The organism is Streptomyces sp. NPDC051064 (genome assembly GCF_044455985.1).
In the GTDB taxonomy this organism is placed as follows: Bacteria; Actinomycetota; Actinomycetes; order Streptomycetales; family Streptomycetaceae; genus Streptomyces.
Genome location: NZ_JBITFK010000002.1, coordinates 937,248 through 956,762, shown reverse-complemented (window position 1 = coordinate 956,762; position 19,515 = coordinate 937,248). Strand labels below are relative to the sequence as shown.

The window sequence follows — 19,515 nt, the reverse complement described above, 5'->3', positions numbered from 1 at the left end:
CGCCCCCGCCGCGCGCCGCCTGCGCGAGGCGCTGGGAATGGCTCCCGGACATGTTGCGTACGGGCTCGGCGCCCAGTACGGACTTCGGATCACCGCCGAGACCGTGATGGCCTGGGAACGCGGCACGGCGCTGCCGGGCGAACGCGAACTGATGGCGCTGGCCGGTGTGCTGTGGTGCGCGCCGGGCGAACTGCTGGCCGCCGCGAGCACCTTGCGCGAGCACCGGCTGGCCCGGGACGTGGCGGTGGACGACCTGGCGCGGACGCTCGGGATGACGGCCGCCGCCTATCAGCGGATCGAGGAGTCGGGCCGCTGGCGCGGCAACGAGCGTCAGGCCCTGGCGCTCTGCGACGCGCTGGATATGTCGGCGGCGCAGTTCCTGACGGCGACCGGCCGGAACGAGGAGCTGGCGGACCTGCTGACCAGGGCGGTCACGACGCGCTGGCAGGCGTACGTACGCCCGGTGGACAAGCTCGTACCGCTGGACCGGATCCTGGTCCAGGACGTACTGGAGCAGCTGCACGCCGACTACCAGTCGCTGATGGTGTCGACGCTGAGCTGGAACACCACGGGCCGGGACCGGGCCGGGACGGCGGGCGAGGAGGGACGGGAGTTCCTGGACCGGGTGGTCGAGGAGTTCTGGCGGACGGCCGGCATCTGAGCCGGCGTACGCGGGAGAGCCCCGGCCGCCCGAAGAGGTCCGGCCGGGGCGGGCGGAGGGTCAGAAGACCGACTCGGCCTCGTACATCCGGTCGCTGGGGACGGTCTTCAGCCGGGTCACGGCGTCCGCCAGCGGGGCCATCACGATCTCGGTCCCGCGCAGCGCCGTCATCCGGCCGAAGTCGCCGCGGTGCACGGCCTCCACGGCGTTCCACCCGAAGCGGGTCGCGAGCACCCGGTCGTACGCGGTCGGCGTGCCACCGCGCTGCACGTGGCCGAGAATGACCGGCCGGGCCTCCTTGCCGAGCCGCCGTTCGAGCTCGGCGGCGAGGCGGTTGCCGATGCCCTGGAAGCGCTCGTGGCCGAACTGGTCGATCTCGCCCTTGGCGTACGTCATGGAGCCCTCGGCCGGGTGCGCTCCCTCGGCGACGCAGATGACGGCGAACTTCTTGCCGCGCGCGAAGCGTTCCTCGACCATCTTGACCAGGTCGTCGACCTGGAAGGGCCGCTCCGGCAGGCAGATGCCGTGGGCACCGCCGGCCATGCCGGACTCCAGCGCGATCCAGCCCGCGTGGCGGCCCATGACCTCGACGACCATGACCCGCTGGTGCGACTCGGCGGTGGTCTTGAGCCGGTCTATGGCCTCGGTCGCGACGCCCACGGCGGTGTCGAAGCCGAAGGTCCGGTCGGTGGCGGAGATGTCGTTGTCGATGGTCTTCGGGACGCCGACGACGGGCATCCCGGCGTCGGACAGCATGCGGGCCGCGGTGAGCGTGCCCTCGCCGCCGATCGGGATGAGGGCGTCGATGCCATAACGGAGGGAGAGTTCCGCGCAGTTCTCGGCGGCCTCGCGCAGCCGGTCGCGCTCCAGCCGCGCCGAGCCGAGGATCGTGCCGCCGCGGGCCAGGATGCCGCTGACCGCGTTCAGGTCGAGGGGCCGGAAGTGGCCGTCGAGCAGCCCCTTGAAGCCGTCCTCGAAGCCGATGACCTCGTCGCCGTGGCCCACCACGGCGCGGTGCACGACCGACCGGATCACAGCGTTCAGGCCTGGGCAGTCGCCGCCTGCGGTGAGAATTCCGATGCGCATCCTGCTCTGTCTCCTGCTCGCTAGTGCCATGCATTCCGGGGACCGTCGTGAAACCCCCGTACCGTGAGCCACCACGATTGTCCCACGCCGAGCCGGGCCCCCGCGCTTCCGACCGCGTCGCACGGACGGTACGGGCCCGGTGGCGGCCCGCCCCGGGCACCCTGCCCGGCGGGCGGCCCACCTGCCCCGGTAGGTATCGTCAAAGGGACAATGCCAGCCATACAGGACGGGAGACCACGCGTGGCGCGCAGTGTGTACGTGACCGGGATCGACCGGGGAGACGGCCGTCAGGTCGTCGATCTGGGAGTCATGGAGCTACTGACGCGTCAGGTCGACCGGGTCGGTGTCTTCCGGCCACTCGTCCATGACGGACCCGACCGGCTGTTCGAGCTGCTGCGGGCCCGCTACCGGCTCTCGCAGAGCGCGGAGACGGTCTTCGGTCTTGACTACCAGGAGGCCTCGGCCGTCCAGGCCGAGAAGGGGACGGACGAACTGGTCTCGCTGCTCGTCGAGCGTTTCCACCGGGTGGCCCGCGACTACGAGGTGGTGCTGGTCCTCGGCAGCGACTTCGCCGCCACCCAGCTCCCCGACGAGCTGGCCCTGAACGCGAGGCTCGCCAACGAGTTCGGCGCCTCGGTGATCGCGGTGGTCGGCGGCAAGGACCAGGACGCCGAGTCCGTACGGGCCGAGACGCGCAACGCCTACCGGGCGTACGCCGGTCTCGGCTGCGACGTCCTGGCGATGGTCGTGAACAGGGTGGCGTCCGAGGACCGTACGGACATCGCCGAGCGGCTGAAGGCGCAGCTCCCGGTCCCCTGTTCCGTGCTGCCCGACGATCCGGCGCTCTCCGCACCCACCGTCGCCCAGATCACCACCGCCCTGGGCGGAACGGTTCTGCTCGGCGACGACTCGGGCCTGGCCCGGGACGCGCTGGACTTCGTGTTCGGCGGCGCCATGCTGCCGAACCTCCTCAAGGCCCTGACCCCCGGCTGCATGGTCGTCACCCCCGGCGACCGCGCGGACCTGGTCATCGGTTCGCTCGCCGCGCACAGCGCCGGCACGCCGCCCATCGCGGGCGTGCTGCTGACCCTGAACGAGCGCCCCGGCGAGGAGATACTCCGGCTGGCGGCCCGCCTCGCACCGGGTACCCCGGTCGTCGCGGTGACCGGCGGGTCCTTCCCCACGGCGGGTGAACTCTTCGCCCTGGAAGGAAAGTTGAACGCGGCGACGCCCCGCAAGGCGGAGACCGCCCTCGGCCTCTTCGAGCGCCACGTGGACACCGGCGCGCTGCTGGAGCGGATCTCGGTGGCCCGCAGCGGCCGGGTCACCCCGATGATGTTCGAGCACGAGCTGCTGGAGCAGGCGCGTTCGGACCGGCGCCGGGTCGTCCTGCCCGAGGGCACCGAGGAGCGCGTCCTGCGCGCCGCGGACGTGCTGCTGCGCCGCGACGTCTGCGACCTGACCCTCCTCGGGGACACCGACGTCATCCGCAAGAAGGCCGCCGACCTGGGTATCGACCTCGCCGGGACGCAGCTCGTCGATCCGCAGACCTCCGAGCTGCGCCAGAGCTTCGCCGAGCGGTACGCCGTGCTGCGCGCGCACCGCGGGGTGACGGTGGAGCTGGCGTACGACGTCGTCTCGGACGTCAACTACTTCGGCACGCTGATGGTCCAGGAGGGCCTGGCCGACGGCATGGTCTCCGGCTCGGTGCACTCCACGGCGGCGACGATCCGCCCGGCCTTCGAGATCATCAAGACCAAGCCGGACGCCTCGATCGTCTCCTCGGTCTTCTTCATGTGCCTCGCCGACAAGGTCCTGGTCTACGGGGACTGCGCGGTCAACCCGGATCCGGACGCGGAGCAGCTCGCGGACATCGCGGTGCAGTCGGCGGTCACCGCCGCCCGCTTCGGTGTGGACCCCAGGATCGCGATGCTCTCGTACTCGACGGGCACCTCGGGCACGGGCGCCGACGTCGACAAGGTGCGGGAGGCCACGGAGCGGGTACGCGCCTCACGGCCGGACCTGAGGATCGAGGGCCCGATCCAGTACGACGCGGCGGTCGAGCCGACCGTCGCCGCGACCAAGCTGCCGGCGTCGGAGGTGGCGGGCCGCGCGACCGTGCTGATCTTCCCGGACCTCAACACCGGCAACAACACCTACAAGGCGGTCCAGCGTTCGGCGGGCGCGGTCGCGGTCGGCCCGGTCCTCCAGGGGCTGCGCAAGCCGGTCAACGACCTCTCCCGCGGCGCGCTGGTCCAGGACATCGTCAACACGGTGGCCATCACCGCGATCCAGGCCCAGGGCGAGGAATGACACGATGACCACCGACCCGACCACCGAAGGTTTCCGCTCCATGAATGACGCGCACCGCGTACTCGTGCTGAATTCCGGCTCCTCGTCGGTGAAGTACCAGCTGCTGGACATGCGCGACCGCTCAAGGCTGGCCACCGGCCTCGTCGAGCGGATCGGTGAGTCCTCCTCCCGGCTGGTGCACACACCGCTGAAGGGCGGGGAGCCCCGCGAGCGCACCGGCAGGATCGCCGACCACTCCGAGGCGCTGAAGGCCGCGGCCGACGAGCTGGCTGCCGACGGGCTGGGTCTGGACTCCCCCGAACTGGCGGCGATCGGCCACCGGGTGGTGCACGGCGGGCTGAAGTTCAGCGAGCCCACCGTGATCACCGACGAGGTGCTGAAGGAGATCGAACGGCTCGTCCCCGTCGCCCCGCTGCACAACCCGGCGAACATCACCGGGATCCGTACGGCGCAGGCGCTGCGCCCGGACCTGCCGCAGGTCGCGGTCTTCGACACGGCGTTCCACACGACGATCCCGGAGTACGCGGCGCGGTACGCGATCGACGTCGAGACCGCCGACGCGCACCGGATCCGCCGCTACGGCTTCCACGGCACCTCGCACGCGTACGTCTCACGCAGGACGGCCGAGCTGCTGGGCCGGCCGGTGGCCGACGTGAACGTGATCGTGCTCCACCTGGGGAACGGCGCCTCGGCCTCCGCGGTGGCGGGCGGCCGGTGCGTGGAGACGTCGATGGGACTGACCCCCTTGGAGGGGCTGGTCATGGGTACGCGTTCCGGGGACATCGATCCGGCCGTCACCTTCCACCTGAAGCGGGTGGCGGGGATGTCGACGGACGAGATCGACGTCCTGCTGAACAAGAAGAGTGGCCTGGTCGGCCTCTGCGGCGACAACGACATGCGGGAGATCCGGCGCCGGGTGGACGAGGGCGACGAGCGTGCCGCGCTCGCGTTCGCCATCTACATCCACCGGCTGAAGAAGTACATCGGCGCCTATTCGGCGGTCCTCGGCCGGGTGGACGCCGTGGTGTTCACGGCGGGGGTCGGGGAGAACTCCGCCCCGGTGCGGGAGGCTGCGCTCGCGGGACTGGAGGGTTTCGGCCTGGCCGTGGACGCCGGCCGCAACGCCGTACGGTCCGGCGAACCGCGGCTGGTCTCGCCCGACGGCGCCCGGGTGGCGGTCGCCGTCGTGCCGACGGACGAGGAGCTGGAGATCGCCGGCCAGACCTTCGACCTGGTCCACAACTGAGCGGGGCCGCGCCCCTTTGTATCTTCCACCAGACGGAATATTCCGCAGTGAAACAAACCGATAGGATCCGCCTCATGCGCCGTTCCAAAATCGTCTGCACCCTCGGTCCCGCCGTCGACTCCCATGAGCAGCTCGTCGCTCTGATCGAGGCCGGCATGAGCGTGGCCCGTTTCAACTTCAGTCACGGATCCCACGAGGAGCACCAAGGCCGTTACGACCGCGTCCGCAAGGCCGCCGCCGAGTCCGGCCGTGCGGTCGGCGTGCTCGCCGACCTCCAGGGCCCCAAGATCCGCCTCGGGAAGTTCGCCGAGGGTCCTGTCGAGCTGGTCCGCGGGGACGAGTTCGTCATCACCTCGGAGGACGTCGCCGGCGACAAGTCCATCTGCGGCACCACCTACAAGGGGCTGCCGGGCGACGTCGCCAAGGGCGACCCGATCCTGATCAACGACGGCAACGTCGAGCTCAAGGTCGTCTCGGTCGACGGCCCCCGGGTCACCACCATCGTCATCGAGGGCGGTGTCATCTCCGACCACAAGGGGATCAACCTCCCCGGTGCGGCGGTCAACGTCCCCGCGCTGTCCGAGAAGGACGTCGAGGACCTGCGGTTCGCCCTGCGGATGGGCTGCGACATGGTCGCCCTTTCCTTCGTGCGGGACGCCGAGGACGTCAAGGACGTGCACAAGGTGATGGACGAGGAGGGCCGCCGGGTCCCCGTCATCGCCAAGGTCGAGAAGCCGCAGGCCGTCGAGCACATGGAGGGCGTCGTCGCCGCCTTCGACGCCGTGATGGTCGCCCGCGGCGACCTCGCCGTCGAGTACCCGCTCGAGAAGGTCCCGATGGTGCAGAAGCGCCTCATCGAGCTGTGCCGCCGCAACGCCAAGCCGGTGATCGTGGCGACGCAGATGATGGAGTCGATGATCACCAACTCGCGGCCGACCCGCGCCGAGGCGTCCGACGTCGCCAACGCGATCCTGGACGGCGCGGACGCGGTCATGCTGTCGGCGGAGTCCTCCGTCGGCGCGTACCCGATCGAGACGGTCAAGACGATGTCGAAGATCGTCGTCGCCGCCGAGGAGGAGCTCCTGTCCAAGGGACTCCAGCCTCTGGTGCCGGGCAAGAAGCCCCGCACGCAGGGCGGTTCGGTGGCACGCGCCGCCTGCGAGATCGCGGACTTCCTGGACGGCAAGGCGCTGGTGGCCTTCACCAAGTCCGGTGACACGGCCCGCCGTCTGTCCCGCTACCGCGTGGCGCAGCCGATCCTCGCCTTCACCACCGAGGAGTCCACCCGCAACCAGCTCGCGCTGAGCTGGGGCGTCGAGTCCTACGTCGTGCCGCACGTGGACAACACCGACGCGATGGTCGACCTGGTGGACGCCGAGCTGCTGAAGCTGAACCGCTACAACGACGGCGACACGATGGTCATCACGGCCGGCTCGCCTCCCGGTGTCCCCGGCACCACCAACATGGTCCGGGTGCACCACCTGAGCGGCGAGCGCGCCTGACGCGCCGTACGGCACCGACGGCCGTGGCCCGCCCCCCGCTCTCACGGGGGTGCGGGCCACGGCCGTCGTGCGGCTCCCGAACGGGTCCTGGGGCTAGCTGTTGCCGCCGGTGAAGTAGTTCTGCAGTCCGGGGACCTTGAGCGAGCCGCCGAACTGGCCGGCCTGCTTCACGGTGGCGTCGGTGAAGAAGGCGAAGGGCACGTTCAGCGGCGGCGGGGTCTCCGGGCTGAAGGTGACGGGGATGAGGCCGAAGAGGTTGCCCTTCAGCTCCTCCGTGTACATCGTCACCTGGCCGTTGCGGATGGTGGAGGTGGAACCCTCCTCCGCCTTGACGTGGCCGGTGGTGCCGCCCGGACCCTTCGTCAGCTGGTGCAGGTCCTTGATGTCGACGCTGTCGGCGGTGAACTTCAGCACCTTCTTGACGCTGCCGTTGTACGTCTTCACCTCGACGATGCCCGCGTAGTCGAGCCCGGTGAGCGTGAGCTTCGAGGTCTCCAGCATCCACGGGTCGTCCGGGAGCAGCGGGAGGCCCTCCTCCAGGTCGGCCGCGGCGAGCGCCTCGGGGTCGGCGGTCGGGCAGGGGAAGCGCTCCTTGGCGCCGTCCGGGATGTCCTCGTCCTTCACCGGGTCGAGGCCCTTGACGTCGTCGTCGAGCTCCTCGACGTCCTCGCCCGCCTTCTCGGCCGCGTCACGGATGGCGTCGGTGGTCTTGTCGACCGTGCCCTTCACCGCGTCCGTGGCCTTCTCGACGGGCTTCGTGGTGGCGCTCTCCGTCGGCTTCGGGGCCTCTGTGGTGGCGCCGGTGGACGGCTTCGCCGTCTCCTTGTCCGGTCCTTCGAAGAGGTCCTTGAGCGCGTCGCCGACACCCAGCGGGTCGAGGGGGTTCTTCGACTCCGTGGGCGTGGGGGTGGCCGAGGTGGCGGCCTTGTCGGCGGATGCCTCCGTGGACTTCTCGTCCTCGGACGCGCTCGCACTCGCGGAGGGGGTCGGCGTCGCGGTCGCGTCGTCCTTCCCGGCGTCGTCCTCGTCCGCGTCGTCCTTGCCGGCGTCGTCCTTGCCGGCGTCGTCGGACGGCGAGGCGCTCGGCGTCGGCTCCGTCTCCGGTTCCTCCGACTCGGACGGCTCGTCGGAGCGGGTCACGCAGGGCCCGGGCGCGAAGGGTATGTCCGAGTTGTCGTCGGCCATGGCCAGCTTGGGGGTGAGCCCCATGCCCACGAAGACGGCCGTCGGCATCGCGGCGAGCGCGAACGCCTTCTTGCCTGCGGGCATGTGCAGCTTCGTCAGGAGTGACTTCCTGGGCGCCGCGTGGCGGGGCCCGCTCCGATCCGGAAGGTCCTCCGGACCGAAGTCGTTCATCTGCCTGTCGTCACCCCGCACGATGCCCCCCACCGTCGGCCTCCGCCGCCGCCTTGAAGAGCATCGGCCTCCGCGGGGCCTCACCCGTGCCGTGGGGCGCCTGGCGGTGCTCAGGCGCCCCAGGGGCGTCGTCCATGGACAGCTGCGCCTCCGGGCCCTCGGAGGCCGGGACACTCTTCGCCTCGGCCGGGGCCCAGGCGATCGACAGCGCTCCGCCGAGAAGGGCGAACAGGAAGCCGATGATGAAGCCGCCTATGTTGGCGACGGGTATGGAGATCAGCGCGAGCAGGATCGCGGCGACGCCTGCGAACACCCGCACGATGTGGTGGAACCACATCGTGAATCCCAGCGTGATCAGCAGGATTCCGATGATCAGCGACCCCGCACCCGCGGTGGTGGACATCGCGATCGTCATGTTGCCGAGGTGCATGTTGGCGTACGGGAAGTACGCGATGGGTAGACCACCCAGGATGGTGAACAGGCCCGCCCAGAACGGCCGGTTACCCCGCCAGGTGCGGAATCCCCGCCGGTAGACGGTGAGGTAGTGCTCGTTCTGCCCTGTGGACTCGGGGCTCATGGAAAACAGCTCCCTGGAACCGGTACTGCTGTGAGAAGAGAAGGGGTGGGCGGCCGGAGGTCCTCACGGCACCCTCCGGCCGCCCCGGGCGAGTGCTAGAAGCACTCCTTGACGCCCTTGTGCAGCTTCATGCTCAGGTTGCTGAGCTTGAAGGTGCCGGCGGTGGTTGCCCACGCCGTCTGCTCCACGTTGGACAGCGTGGCCGTCTCGGCACGCTGCGCGAAGCCGTTCGGGTTGACGGCCTTCTCTGTGCCGGGCTGGATACCGGGCTTACCGACCGAACCGGCGGCGACGCCGATGTCGATGTTCTCGAAGTACGCGTCCGCGTCGAGCTGTGCGACGTCGAGGTACAGGTTCGTCGCCTCGACGGGCTTCTTCGGGTCGGTACCCGCAGTCAGCTCCAGGCTGACGCTGCCGAGACCGAACGGAAGGCCAGGCGTGACCACCGACTGGCACATGTTGGTGATCGTGGCCTTGCTGAAGCCCGACACGGCCACCGGGTGCGCCGCGTCGTTACCCTTCATGTCCTTGCCGACAGCGACGCTGCCGTACTGGACGAAGTCCTTACCGACGAGCTTGTCGGTGCTGACCTTGAAGCTCTGGCCGGAGACGCTGAAGGACGCGGCCAGCGCACCCTGCGCCAGGCCGACGCCGACCGCTGCGGTCGCGACGACGCTCGGCACCATGACCAGAGCGAAACGCTTCCATCTGGTACCACCGCGAACCTGCGAACTCATAAATTTCCTCCTTCTCGGACGTACATCTCCGGTACGGGCATGGTGCCCGCCCTGGGATGGGAGAAGTGCTACGTCCTCGGGAAGGAGAGCGCCCGGACCGGAGGCGCGTACCGCATCCGAATCACCGGCGATCACCCCCGAGCGACAACCACTGGCCGCGCGTCTGCGCAACCGGTTCGGACAGGCCCTGCCCAGGGGCAGGAACCCCCCTGTCCGCGATCGGCGCCACTGCCGCCGACCACCCGGTGGGGACCCAAAAGACCCTCCTGCGTCGACTGGCCGTCGGGCTGGGGGGTATTGGACCGAGCGTGGCCGATCGTGGTGCATTCGCGGCCCGGACACAAGGGGGGTCGTTACTGACTAGTAACGACCCGATAACCAGTACGCGACAGGGGGGTACCACCCGGCCACACAGGGTGGCACCGGAGTGACGGGCGAACAGCGGGATTACGTCCTGAAACCGGACAGACCACCGGAGGCGATTTACTGCGAGTAACAGCGCGTACCTTTATCAAGTTTTGGTAAAGCAGGTGTCTCCGTTGTCGTTCGCCCGCGAAAACGGCCGTGGCGCCCGGAGGGCTCCACGGCCGTGTTGTCACATCAGAACAAGACGCGCGCCAGCGCTGTCCGCGCGGCGGTGACCCGGGGGTCGTCGGGGCCGATCACCTCGAAGAGCTCCAGGAGCCGCACCCGTACGGCGTCGCGGTCGTCGCCGAAATTGCGGCGGACCGTCTCGACGAGCCGGCCGAACGCGTCCTCGACGTGCCCGCCCACGAGGTCCAGGTCCGCCGCGGCCATCTGCGCCGCCGGCTGGGCCGGGTTCTCCGCGGCCTCCTTGCGGACCTGCTGCGGATCCATGCCCGCGACGCGGCCCAGCAGTTCGGCCTGGGCGAGGCCCAGCTTCGCCTCGGTGTTGACCGGGTCGTCCGCCAGGACGCTCTTGTAGGCCCGGACCGCGCCGTCGAAGTCGTTGGCGTCCAGTGCCTGCGCGGCGGCTTCCAGCTGCGCGTCGTACGGCCCCGCGGGCACCTCGGCGGGGGCGCTCTCCTCGCCACCCGCTCCGGCGTCCGGGTCGACGGCGATCCCGGTCAGACCGAACCGCTCCTCGCCGACCTGGATCAGCTGGTCCAGCGTCTGACGGATCTGGCTCTCGGGGGCCGCGCCCTGGAAGAGCGGGAGGGCCTGTCCGGCCACCACGGCGAAGACCGCCGGGATGCCCTGGATCCCGAACTGCTGCATCAGCATCTGGTTGGCGTCGACATCGACCTTGGCCAGCACGAAGCGGCCGTTGTACTCGACGGCGAGGCGCTCCAGGAGCGGGCCGAGCTGCTTGCACGGCTCGCACCACTCGGCCCAGAAGTCGATGACGACGGGGACTTCGGTGGAGCGCTGGAGGACGTCGGTCTCGAAACCCGCCTCGTCGACGTCGATCACCAGGGAGGCGGGGGTCACGGCGCCGCCGCCCCCCTGCCGGGCGGACTCCGCGCGGGCCTGCTCCGCCTTCGCCTTGGCGTCGCCGGCCGCCTTCACAGCGGCGAGGTCGACGACGCCGCTCATGGACATGTTCCTAGGCTGCATACGTACATCCTCCCCCCTGCGCGCACTGTTCCGGAAAGCGATCCGCGAACCGGTTCCGTCCACAGCCGCGCCGGTGTGCGCGACGGGCGGACGTAAACGGTCCCGGGGCCCTGAAAAACCCCGTGTTCGGCGCCGGGTCCCCACCCGGTGCCTGTGGCTGTCGATCGGTCGTGGCGCCACGACGGACGGACCGTCGCTTCTTACGCTACGGGTCGTAGCGTAACTGGCAGGACCCCCTCCGGGGCAAGAGTGCCCGGTGATCTGTCTCACGGGCTCCCGGGCCGGTCAGTACTACTTACCGGCCGGTATGGTCGCCGCATGCTGAGCCGCAGCCCAACCGGACCCGCCCGTTCCGGACGACCACGCAGCCCCGAAGCCGATGCCGCGATCCTCGAGGCGACCCGTGCGTCGCTGGTCGACCTCGGCTGGTCGAAGCTGACGATGGGCGACGTGGCGACGCGGGCGGGGGTCGCCAAGACGACTCTCTACCGCCGCTGGGCCGGCAAGAACGAGCTGGTGGTGGACGCGGTCGCCGTCCTCTTCGACGAACTGGAGCTGCCCGACCTCGGCAGCCTCGCGGCCGACGTGGAGGCCGTGGTCCTCCAGTTCGCGGCCCTGCTGGAACGGCCGGAGACCAAGACGGCGCTGATGGCGGTGGTCGCCGAGGCGACGCGGGACGAGGCGCTGCGGGACCGTATACGCGATTCGATCGTGACCCGGCAGAAGCACCTCGTCCTCCAGGGACGGGAGCGTGCGCAGCGGCGCGGCGAACTGCCCGTCGAGCCGGACGCGGTGGTGGCGGCCCGCACCGCCGACCTGATCTTCGACGTGATCGCCGGCGCCGTGGTGCACCGCGCGCTGGTGAGCGCCGAGCCCGTCGACCCCGACTGGGCCCGGCGCTTCACCCTACTGCTGCTCTCGGGACTGGGAGCGGCGGCCACGCGGGAGGGCTGACCGCGCGTCAGAAGCCCGGCGGCTCCGTGTAGACGCCCCACTCGTCGCGCAGCACCCCGCAGATCTCGCCGAGGGTCGCCTCCGCCCGTACGGCCTCCAGCATCGGCGCGATCATGTTCGAGCCGTCGCGCGCGGCGGCCAGCATCGCGTCCAGCGCGCCGCGGACCTTCGCTTCCTCGCGGCCTTCCTTGCGCCCGGTGAGCTCGCGCACCTGCTCGCGTTCGACCTCGTGGCTGACGCGCAGGATCTCCAGGTCGCCGGTGACGGACCCGTGGTGGACGTTGACGCCGACGACCCGCTTCTCGCCCTTCTCCAGCGACTGCTGGTATCGGAAGGCGGATTCGGCGGTCTCGCCGGTGAACCAGCCGTCCTCGATGCCGCGCAGGATTCCGGAGGTCATCGGTCCGATGGGGTGCTTGCCGTCCGGGTGCGCCCGGGTGCCGCGCTCCTTGATCTGCTCGAAGATCTTCTCGGCGTCGGCCTCGATGCGGTCGGTGAGCTGCTCGACGTACCACGAACCGCCCAGCGGGTCGGCGACGTTGGCGACCCCGGTCTCCTCCATGAGCACCTGCTGGGTGCGCAGCGCGATCTCGGCGGCCTGCTCGGAGGGCAGGGCGAGCGTCTCGTCCAGAGCGTTGGTGTGCAGGGAGTTGGTGCCGCCCAGGACGGCGGACAGCGCCTCCACGGCGGTGCGTACGACGTTGTTGTACGGCTGCTGGGCGGTGAGCGAGACCCCGGCGGTCTGGGTGTGGAAGCGGAGCCACTGCGCCTTGTCGGTCTTCGCGCCGTACGTCTCCTTCATCCAGCGGGCCCAGATCCGGCGGGCGGCGCGGAACTTGGCGATCTCCTCGAAGAAGTCGAGGTGCGCGTCGAAGAAGAAGGAGAGCCCGGGAGCGAAGGTGTCGACGTCCAGGCCCCGGGAGAGACCGAGCTCCACGTAGCCGAAGCCGTCGGCGAGGGTGTACGCGAGCTCCTGTGCGGCCGTGGCCCCGGCCTCGCGGATGTGGTAGCCGGAGACCGACAGCGGCTTGTAGTCGGGGATGTCGCGGGCGCAGTGCTCCATCAGGTCGCCGATGAGCCGCAGATGGGGCTCGGGCTGGAAGAGCCACTCCTTCTGCGCGATGTACTCCTTGAAGATGTCGGTCTGGAGGGTGCCGTTGAGTACGCCCGGGTCGACGCCCTGGCGCTCCGCGGCGACCAGGTACATGCAGAAGACGGGGACGGCGGGCCCGCTGATCGTCATCGAGGTGGTGACGTCGCCGAGCGGGATGTCCCGGAACAGGACCTCCATGTCGGCGGCGGAGTCGATGGCGACGCCGCAGTGGCCGACCTCGCCGAGCGCGCGGGGGTCGTCGGAGTCGCGGCCCATCAGGGTCGGCATGTCGAAGGCGACACTGAGTCCGCCGCCGCCGTTGGCCAGGATGGTCTTGTACCGCTCGTTGGTCTGCTCGGCGTTGCCGAAGCCGGCGAACTGGCGGATCGTCCAGGTGCGGCCCCGGTAGCCGGTCGGGTGGAGCCCCCGGGTGAAGGGGTACTCGCCGGGCCAGCCGATCCGCTCGAAGCCTTCGTACGTGTCGCCGGGGCGCGGCCCGTACACCGGCTCCACCGGGTCACCGGAGAGCGTGGTGAAGTCCGCGTCGCGCTTGCGGGCCTTGTCGTAACGGGCCTGCCAGCGGCGGCGGCCTTCCTCGATCGCATGAGCGTCCATGGAGACAAATTTACTAGGACGTCCTAGTAAATGTCGACGGCAAACCGCCCGGCGCTTCGCGCGGGGCGGTTCGGGCGGTGCGGATCAGGCCTTGACGGCCTGCGGGGAGCTGTCGGCGATCAGCGGCTCGACCTCCCGGACCACCTTGCGCTCGACGAAGAACGCGGCGGTCGGGATCGTCCCGGAGACCAGCACCCAGAGCAGCTTGCCGACCGGCCACTTCGCCTTGGAACCGAGGTCGAAGGCGAAGATCAGATAGATGATGTAGAGGACACCGTGGACCTGCGAGACGACGAGCGTCAGCCCCTCACCGGTGTCGAAGCCGTACTTGAAGATCATGCAGACACACAGGATCAACAGCATCACGGCGGTGACGTAGGCCATCACCCGGTAGCGGGTCAGCACACTGCGTTTCATGGCATCGAGCGTAACCGGACGGCCGGGGCGATCTTGCGGCGCCCTGCCCCTCACGACGGCACCCCGGGCGATGCGGCTACGTGTCCTCGAAGTCCTGGGCGGCCACCCGCAGCGGGCGCAGCATGGCGAAGATCTCGGCGCACTCCTCGTCGTCGTACGCCCCGAGCCCGAAGTCCATCGCCATCAGGTCCTGGCTGGCCGCCTCGACCACCTCACGGCCCTTGTCCGTGATGGAGGCCAGGGTTCCGCGGCCGTCGTTGGGGTTGGGGCGCTTGTCGACCAGCCCCGAGCGCACCAGCCGGTCGACGGTGTTCGTCACGGAGGTGGGGTGCACCATCAGACGCTCGCCGATCTTGGACATCGGCAGCTCGCCCGCCTGGGAGAAGGTGAGCAGGACCAGCGCCTCGTAGCGGGCGAACGTCAGCCCGTACGGTTTCACCACCGCGTCCACCTCGGCGAGCAGGATCTGCTGCGCACGCATGATCGACGTGATCGCCCCCATGGAGGGCACCGGCCCCCAGCGCCGGTGCCAGAGTTCCTCGGCGCGGGCGATGGGATCGAAGGGGAGGCTGAGCGGCTTCGGCACGGCAACGACCTTACCCACTGGTCACATGGCGGTCAGCACCGTCTCGCACTTCGGTACCGGACGCGTGTTCTACGCACCTCCAGGACCAGCAGGAGGGTGACGACCGCGCCCACGGCACCCGAGCCGGCGACCACCTGGTGCACCGGGAAGAATTCCGCGGCCAGTCCGGCGAGCGCCATACCGAGCCCCTGGACTGTCATCAGGCCGGCGGTGAGAAGAGTCATGGCCCGGCCCCGCAGATGCTCGGGGACCGCCTCGACGAACCACTGGTCGAGCCCGATGATGTACGCCGCGCCGGCCCCGGCCAGCACGAGGGCGGCGACGGTCAGGACCATGCCCGGACGGAACGCGTACAGCACGAGGGGCAGCAGTCCGAGAGCGGCGGCCGGCAGCACGATCCGGGAGCGGGCACGGGGACCGAGGGCACTCCCCACGTAGAGCTCGGTGCCTATGTGGCCGACTGCCATCGCGCACATCAGCAGTCCGAGAGCGGCGGGACCGGCCCCGATGGCGTCCACGTAGGGCGCGGCCAGGGCCTCCGGGGCGACCACGAAGAAGGCGGGCACCCAGAAGAGGAGGAGCAGCCCCCGGATCCGGCGGTCGCCGAGCACGGCCCGGGCCCCGGCGAGCGACTCCGCGAACAGCGTCCCACCGGTGCCCTCCCGCGTGCGGGCGGGACGGTCCAGGGTGCCGAGGCGCAGCAGCGCGGCCGAGCAGAGGAACGTCACGACGGTGACCGTGATCGCCCCGCGCGGGGACAGCACGGTGAGCAGCATCCCCCCCGCGCCGAAGCCGATGAGCATGGCACTCTGCGAGACCAGACGCAGCAGCGAGCGCCCGAGGACGTACAGGTCGCCCTCGCCGAGGATGTCGGTGAGGGCCGCCGTCCGTGTCCCGGTGAAGACGGGCGCGATCGCGGCCACCAGGCAGCGCAGCGCGAGAAGCCCCGCGACGGGGGTGCCGGGAAGCACCATCACGGCGACGCAGGCCGCGCAGATCAGGTCGCAGGTGACCAGGACGCGGCGTGCGGGGTACCGGTCGGCGACCCCGGCGAAGAGCGTGCCGCCGACGATGTACGGCAGGAAGCCGAGCGCGAAGGTGAGGGCGGAGAGCAGGGGCGAGCCGGTGAGGTCGTAGACGAGCACGGTGAGCGCCAGCTCGCTGACGACCACGCCGAGGAGGGAGAGGAGATGGGCGGCGAAGACCGCCCGGAACTCCCGTACGGCGAAGACGGCGCGGTAGCCCTCGACCCGGGGTTCTGCCTCCGGGGCGGAGCCCGGGTCGGACGAGGAGTTCCGCCCCGGGGGCAGGGCCGGGGACAGCGCCTGCTCGGGGGGCTCTTCGCGGGGTGTACCCGCCGGGGTGCTGATGTCGCTCGGCATGGACGCAGCGTGGAGCAGAAGCCCGGCCCTTCCGTAGACTTTCGGCTCACACCGAATCTTGAGTGGGGCCACATGCCGTTCCACCTGCACTTCGCCGAGAGTGATCTGCTCCGCTGCCGCTTCGCGCTGTCACCGCTCTGGGAGACGCAAGAGGCGGTGCGCACACTCCACCGCCGCTCCCGGCACGGTTACCACCTGCCGTGGCTCCGGCGGATCAAGGAGGACACCGCCGGGCTGGATCTCACGCCGCTGTGGCTGCTGATGCCCGACCCCGGCCACAACCCCGACTTCGTCTGCCCCCCGCCGCTCGGGCCGCTCGCCACCTTCGCCGAGGAGCTGGCAGCCGTCCGCGCGACGGATCCGGCGGCCGCCCGCGACGACATGGCGCTCGCGCTCGCCGACACCCCGGGCGCCCTGCGCTCCCCCGCCGGGCAGCGGATGCTGGCCGACCCGGCACGGGCGGTCCAGGAGCTGGCGGACCTGCTGGAGCGGGCGTGGGAGGTGATGGTCGAGCCGCACTGGCCACGGCTGCGCGCCCTGCTGGAGGCGGACATCGCCTACCACTCGCGCCGCCTCGCCGAGGTCGGATTCGAGCGGCTGCTCGGCGAGGTCAGCCCGCGGCTGCACTGGGCGGGCTCGACCCTGACGGTGGTCGGCACCAGCGGCAACCACAGCCGGGTGCTGGGCGGGCAGGGGCTCGTCCTGATGCCCAGCGTCTTCGTGTGGCCGGATGTGGTCGGCGGCTACGAGCCCCCCTGGCAGCCCGCGGTGATCTACCCCGCGCGTGGCATCGGCGGGCTGTGGACGGAGTCCGCCGGCCGGACGCCGGACGCGCTCGCCCGGCTGCTGGGAAGGGCCCGCGCCGACGTGCTGTGCGCCCTCGGTGAACCGGCCGGGACGAGCGCGCTGGCGCACCGGCTCTCGCTCGCCCCGTCCTCCGTGTCCGCGCATCTGTCTGCGCTGCGCGCGGCGGGCCTGCTCACCTCGCGGCGCTACGGGCACCAGGTGCTGTACGAGCGCACCCCGCTGGGCATCGCGCTGGCGGCGCAGGGGTCGTAGGCCCGGTGTCCGGGCAGGCCGGTGACGCGGGCCGGCGGGTCAGCCTCCCGCGGCGGGGCTCCCTGCGGCGGTGGCGAGCGCGGGCTCCGTCTCCTGGCCCGGACCGGGCACGCGGGACCGGAGCCGTGCGCCGCCTCCGTACCCGCGCTCCCGCAGCAGCGTGAAGGACCGGGCCGCGAGCGGCGCGAGGGCGATCAGCAGGGCGAGCAGCGCCCAGCCACGGGCCGCCGTGTGGACGGTGGCCGCCAGGCAGCTCAGCACGCCGAGCAGCCCGCCGACGGTGGCCACGGGATGGTGGACGAGGAGCAGCGTGTAGCCGATGAGCCGGCCGGGCGGCACCCGGAACAGCGCCCTCCTGTACTGCCGCAGCAGCTCCACCCGGGACCGGTGCGGCCACCGGCCGTGGCGGTCCGCCGGGGAGACGTGCCCCTCGCGGGAGGCCGGCACGTCCGGGGTGTGGACGGAGCGCCAGTACTGCCCGGTCCCCGGGTTGCGGCGCCGGTGGATCTCGAAACCCGTCGCCGTGTCCTCGGTGCCGGAGCCGTGGAAGCCGCCGGCCTGGCGCAGTGCGGCGATGCGTACGACGCTTCCGGGGCCGGCGAGCACGGGCGCGCCGTAACGGTTGCCCGCGCGCTGCACCAGGGCGTGGAAGTCGTGGTCCCCGGCGAGCCACGGGCCGACGACGAACGCGGTGTCAGGGTCACGGAAGTAGCCCGTCGTCCGCTCGAGGAAGCCGGGCAGCGGGACGTGATCGGTGTCCACGGAGGCGAGGAGGTCGTACGCGTCACCGTGCTTGGCGATCCAGGCGTTGCGGTTGCCGTGCTCCGTACCGGCCTGGTGCGGGCCCTCCTCCTGGTTCCACTCGGGCACCCCGAGGCGGGTGAAGTGGTGCACGCCCAGCTCGGCGCAGAGCATCCTGGCCTCCGGGTCGTCGCCCTCGTCGAGCAGCCAGACGTCCAGCGGCCCGGGGTGCCGCATCCGTGCGGCGCCCTCCAGGTTGGCCCGCACCGCAGAGAGGGGCTCCCTGCCCGGTACGTACGTGGTGAGGAAGGCGACCCGGGTGCCGGGCTCGGGTGTCACCGGGACCGGGTCCCTGGCCACGGTCACGGCGTGCACGGCCAGGGCGAGGCCGACCGGTGCGAACACGGCGACCAGGCCGAGGGACGCGACGGTCACGGAGTCGGCGAGACCGAGCAACGCCTGGCCGTCCCCGCGCACGGCCCGGTGCGCGGGCAGCACCAGGAAGAGCAGCACGAGCCCCGCGGACACGGGGGCGAGCGTCAGCGGGAGGACCGCTCGTATTCGGTGCCACCCGGTGCGCAGGAGGCCGCGGTACCGCACCCGGTACGCGGTCGCGGGCTTCGCGAGCGGCCCGGCGGGCAGGCCGCGGCTGCCACCCCGGTCGTGGTCACGTCTTTCCGACGGCATCGCGCCTCCAACGGTCGAATATGCCGGTGTCCCCACAGAAGGGGAGAACCTGCGGGGTGTCGACCCGGCAGGTCCGAGTGAGCGGATTTCTTCGCCCGAACGGGACGAGCCCCCGGCGCCGGAAGGCGTCGGGGGCTCGTCGTGCGCGTGGGGCCGGTGCGCGGTCGGGGCGTCAGCCCGCCAGGTGCCGCTCCACCGTCTCGACCTTGGAGGTCAGACCGTCGGTGACGCCCGGCCGGATGTCGGCCTTCAGCACGAGGGAGACGCGGCCCGCGCGGGCCTCGACGGCGGCCACGGCGCGCTTCACGACGTCCATCACCTCGTCCCACTCGCCCTCGATGGAGGTGAACATCGCGTCCGTGCGGTTGGGCAGGCCGGACTCGCGGACGACACGGACGGCGTCGGCGACGTACTCGCCGACGTCCTCGCCGACGCCCAGGGGGGTGACGGAGAAGGCGACGATCATGCGCTGACCGTCCCCTCGGCGCGGGCGCGGGCGGCGATGACGCCGTCGGCCTCGTACTTCTTGAGCAGCTTCTCGCCGTAGAGGCCGCCGAAGGGCAGCACAGCGAGGACGAAGAACAGGGCGACACGCTTGAACGGCCACTTGGCCTTGGCCCACACGTCCAGCAGGAACACCAGGTAGATCGTGAAGAGGATGCCGTGCAGCATGCCGAGCGGCATCATCAGGAAGTCGATGTCCGAGACCCGGCTGAGCACCGAGCCGAAGAGGATCAGCGCCGGGAAGGACAGCGCCTCGGGAAGCGAGATGAGGCGCAGCCGGTGCAGGGCGGAAGCGGTCTTGATGTCCACGAGGGCACCTTCGGTGGGTGGGAGGGGCGTGTCGGCTTGTGAAAGCAGGCACAAGCACATCCATTGTGGCATCGCTCCCGGCCCCCCGAGGCAGGGGGTCCGTGTCCGGGCC

At 70.9% G+C, this 19,515-nt stretch carries 18 protein-coding genes; 6 read left to right on the top strand and 12 right to left on the bottom strand.

What is annotated here, in order from left to right:
• Positions 1–37: 37 nt before the first annotated feature.
• Entirely contained in the window at positions 38–661 is a 624-nt protein-coding gene (locus tag ACIBCU_RS11310) for a helix-turn-helix domain-containing protein (RefSeq protein WP_399230906.1), read from the top strand.
• Positions 662–721: 60 nt separating this feature from the next.
• On the opposite strand, the gene ACIBCU_RS11305 is transcribed toward ACIBCU_RS11310, so the two are convergent.
• Positions 722–1,747, bottom strand: coding sequence for an ATP-dependent 6-phosphofructokinase (locus ACIBCU_RS11305; protein WP_104789209.1), 1,026 nt, complete (start codon positions 1,745–1,747; stop codon positions 722–724).
• Positions 1,748–1,987: 240 nt separating this feature from the next.
• On the opposite strand from ACIBCU_RS11305, the gene pta reads away from it, so the two are divergent.
• The 3 genes from pta (at position 1,988) to pyk (ending at position 6,808) form a co-directional block, all read left to right on the top strand.
• Positions 1,988–4,060: a phosphate acetyltransferase gene (pta, locus tag ACIBCU_RS11300; protein ID WP_362931638.1), complete on the top strand. Its 2,073-nt coding sequence runs from the start codon at positions 1,988–1,990 to the stop codon at positions 4,058–4,060.
• Between the two features lie 4 nt (positions 4,061–4,064).
• Positions 4,065–5,306: an acetate kinase gene (locus ACIBCU_RS11295; RefSeq protein WP_399230733.1), complete on the top strand. Its 1,242-nt coding sequence runs from the start codon at positions 4,065–4,067 to the stop codon at positions 5,304–5,306.
• 74 nt (positions 5,307–5,380) lie between these two features.
• Positions 5,381–6,808: a pyruvate kinase gene (pyk, locus tag ACIBCU_RS11290; RefSeq protein ID WP_399230731.1), complete on the top strand. Its 1,428-nt coding sequence runs from the start codon at positions 5,381–5,383 to the stop codon at positions 6,806–6,808.
• Positions 6,809–6,901: 93 nt separating this feature from the next.
• Here pyk and ACIBCU_RS11285 read toward each other — a convergent pair whose 3' ends face one another.
• From ACIBCU_RS11285 to ACIBCU_RS11270, 4 genes are all read right to left on the bottom strand, one after another.
• Complete coding sequence (locus ACIBCU_RS11285; protein WP_362931767.1) at positions 6,902–8,185, bottom strand: hypothetical protein; 1,284 nt, start codon at positions 8,183–8,185, stop codon at positions 6,902–6,904.
• Positions 8,175–8,741 carry a DUF6114 domain-containing protein gene (locus tag ACIBCU_RS11280; RefSeq protein WP_399230729.1) on the bottom strand — a complete coding sequence of 189 codons (567 nt, stop codon included), beginning with the start codon at positions 8,739–8,741 and terminating at the stop codon, positions 8,175–8,177. The genes ACIBCU_RS11285 and ACIBCU_RS11280 overlap by 11 nt, the downstream gene beginning before the upstream one ends.
• Positions 8,742–8,836: 95 nt before the next feature.
• Positions 8,837–9,478, bottom strand: coding sequence for a DUF6230 family protein (locus ACIBCU_RS11275; RefSeq protein ID WP_362931630.1), 642 nt, complete (start codon positions 9,476–9,478; stop codon positions 8,837–8,839).
• A gap of 600 nt (positions 9,479–10,078) precedes the next feature.
• Positions 10,079–11,056 (bottom strand): tetratricopeptide repeat protein, encoded by a 978-nt coding sequence (locus ACIBCU_RS11270; protein ID WP_399230726.1) that lies wholly within the window; start codon positions 11,054–11,056, stop codon positions 10,079–10,081.
• Positions 11,057–11,374: 318 nt separating this feature from the next.
• Here ACIBCU_RS11270 and ACIBCU_RS11265 point away from each other — a divergent pair, with 318 nt between their 5' ends.
• Entirely contained in the window at positions 11,375–12,010 is a 636-nt protein-coding gene (locus ACIBCU_RS11265) for a TetR/AcrR family transcriptional regulator (protein WP_362931626.1), read from the top strand.
• Positions 12,011–12,017: 7 nt separating this feature from the next.
• Here the strand turns inward: ACIBCU_RS11265 and ACIBCU_RS11260 are convergent, their stop codons facing one another.
• The 4 genes from ACIBCU_RS11260 to ACIBCU_RS11245 form a co-directional block, all read right to left on the bottom strand.
• Entirely contained in the window at positions 12,018–13,718 is a 1,701-nt protein-coding gene (locus ACIBCU_RS11260; protein WP_362931624.1) for a methylmalonyl-CoA mutase family protein, read from the bottom strand.
• Between the two features lie 84 nt (positions 13,719–13,802).
• A complete protein-coding gene (locus tag ACIBCU_RS11255) occupies positions 13,803–14,135 on the bottom strand; it encodes a DUF3817 domain-containing protein (protein WP_362931622.1) in 333 nt (110 codons plus the stop codon).
• A 76-nt stretch (positions 14,136–14,211) separates the two neighbouring features.
• The gene (locus tag ACIBCU_RS11250; RefSeq protein WP_362931620.1) at positions 14,212–14,721 is read right to left on the bottom strand and encodes a MarR family transcriptional regulator; all 510 of its coding nucleotides are present in this window, start codon (positions 14,719–14,721) and stop codon (positions 14,212–14,214) included.
• Between the two features lie 32 nt (positions 14,722–14,753).
• Positions 14,754–16,103, bottom strand: coding sequence for an MFS transporter (locus ACIBCU_RS11245; RefSeq protein WP_362931618.1), 1,350 nt, complete (start codon positions 16,101–16,103; stop codon positions 14,754–14,756).
• Between the two features lie 72 nt (positions 16,104–16,175).
• Between ACIBCU_RS11245 and ACIBCU_RS11240 the strand changes: the two genes are divergently transcribed.
• Positions 16,176–17,162 (top strand): DUF5937 family protein, encoded by a 987-nt coding sequence (locus ACIBCU_RS11240; RefSeq protein ID WP_362931616.1) that lies wholly within the window; start codon positions 16,176–16,178, stop codon positions 17,160–17,162.
• Between the two features lie 39 nt (positions 17,163–17,201).
• On the opposite strand, the gene ACIBCU_RS11235 is transcribed toward ACIBCU_RS11240, so the two are convergent.
• The 3 genes from ACIBCU_RS11235 to ACIBCU_RS11225 form a co-directional block, all read right to left on the bottom strand.
• Entirely contained in the window at positions 17,202–18,590 is a 1,389-nt protein-coding gene (locus ACIBCU_RS11235) for a glycosyl transferase (protein WP_362931614.1), read from the bottom strand.
• A gap of 172 nt (positions 18,591–18,762) precedes the next feature.
• Positions 18,763–19,056: an MTH1187 family thiamine-binding protein gene (locus ACIBCU_RS11230; RefSeq protein ID WP_362931612.1), complete on the bottom strand. Its 294-nt coding sequence runs from the start codon at positions 19,054–19,056 to the stop codon at positions 18,763–18,765.
• A complete protein-coding gene (locus tag ACIBCU_RS11225; protein WP_362931610.1) occupies positions 19,053–19,403 on the bottom strand; it encodes a DUF3817 domain-containing protein in 351 nt (116 codons plus the stop codon). The genes ACIBCU_RS11230 and ACIBCU_RS11225 overlap by 4 nt, the downstream gene beginning before the upstream one ends.
• Positions 19,404–19,515: the final 112 nt, after the last annotated feature.

Bases quoted from the DNA above. Each gene is read 5' to 3' on its own strand.
- ACIBCU_RS11310 (WP_399230906.1), top strand. From the start codon at position 38: ATGGCTCCCGGACATGTTGCGTACGGGCTCGGCGCCCAGTACGGACTT.
- ACIBCU_RS11305 (WP_104789209.1), bottom strand. From the start codon at position 1,747: ATGCGCATCGGAATTCTCACCGCAGGCGGCGACTGCCCAGGCCTGAAC.
- ACIBCU_RS11295 (WP_399230733.1), top strand. From the start codon at position 4,065: ATGACCACCGACCCGACCACCGAAGGTTTCCGCTCCATGAATGACGCG.
- pyk (WP_399230731.1), top strand. From the start codon at position 5,381: ATGCGCCGTTCCAAAATCGTCTGCACCCTCGGTCCCGCCGTCGACTCC.
- ACIBCU_RS11280 (WP_399230729.1), bottom strand. From the start codon at position 8,741: ATGAGCCCCGAGTCCACAGGGCAGAACGAGCACTACCTCACCGTCTAC.
- ACIBCU_RS11275 (WP_362931630.1), bottom strand. From the start codon at position 9,478: ATGAGTTCGCAGGTTCGCGGTGGTACCAGATGGAAGCGTTTCGCTCTG.
- ACIBCU_RS11270 (WP_399230726.1), bottom strand. From the start codon at position 11,056: ATGCAGCCTAGGAACATGTCCATGAGCGGCGTCGTCGACCTCGCCGCT.
- ACIBCU_RS11265 (WP_362931626.1), top strand. From the start codon at position 11,375: ATGCTGAGCCGCAGCCCAACCGGACCCGCCCGTTCCGGACGACCACGC.
- ACIBCU_RS11260 (WP_362931624.1), bottom strand. From the start codon at position 13,718: ATGGACGCTCATGCGATCGAGGAAGGCCGCCGCCGCTGGCAGGCCCGT.
- ACIBCU_RS11255 (WP_362931622.1), bottom strand. From the start codon at position 14,135: ATGAAACGCAGTGTGCTGACCCGCTACCGGGTGATGGCCTACGTCACC.
- ACIBCU_RS11245 (WP_362931618.1), bottom strand. From the start codon at position 16,103: ATGCCGAGCGACATCAGCACCCCGGCGGGTACACCCCGCGAAGAGCCC.
- ACIBCU_RS11240 (WP_362931616.1), top strand. From the start codon at position 16,176: ATGCCGTTCCACCTGCACTTCGCCGAGAGTGATCTGCTCCGCTGCCGC.
- ACIBCU_RS11235 (WP_362931614.1), bottom strand. From the start codon at position 18,590: ATGCCGTCGGAAAGACGTGACCACGACCGGGGTGGCAGCCGCGGCCTG.
- ACIBCU_RS11230 (WP_362931612.1), bottom strand. From the start codon at position 19,056: ATGATCGTCGCCTTCTCCGTCACCCCCCTGGGCGTCGGCGAGGACGTC.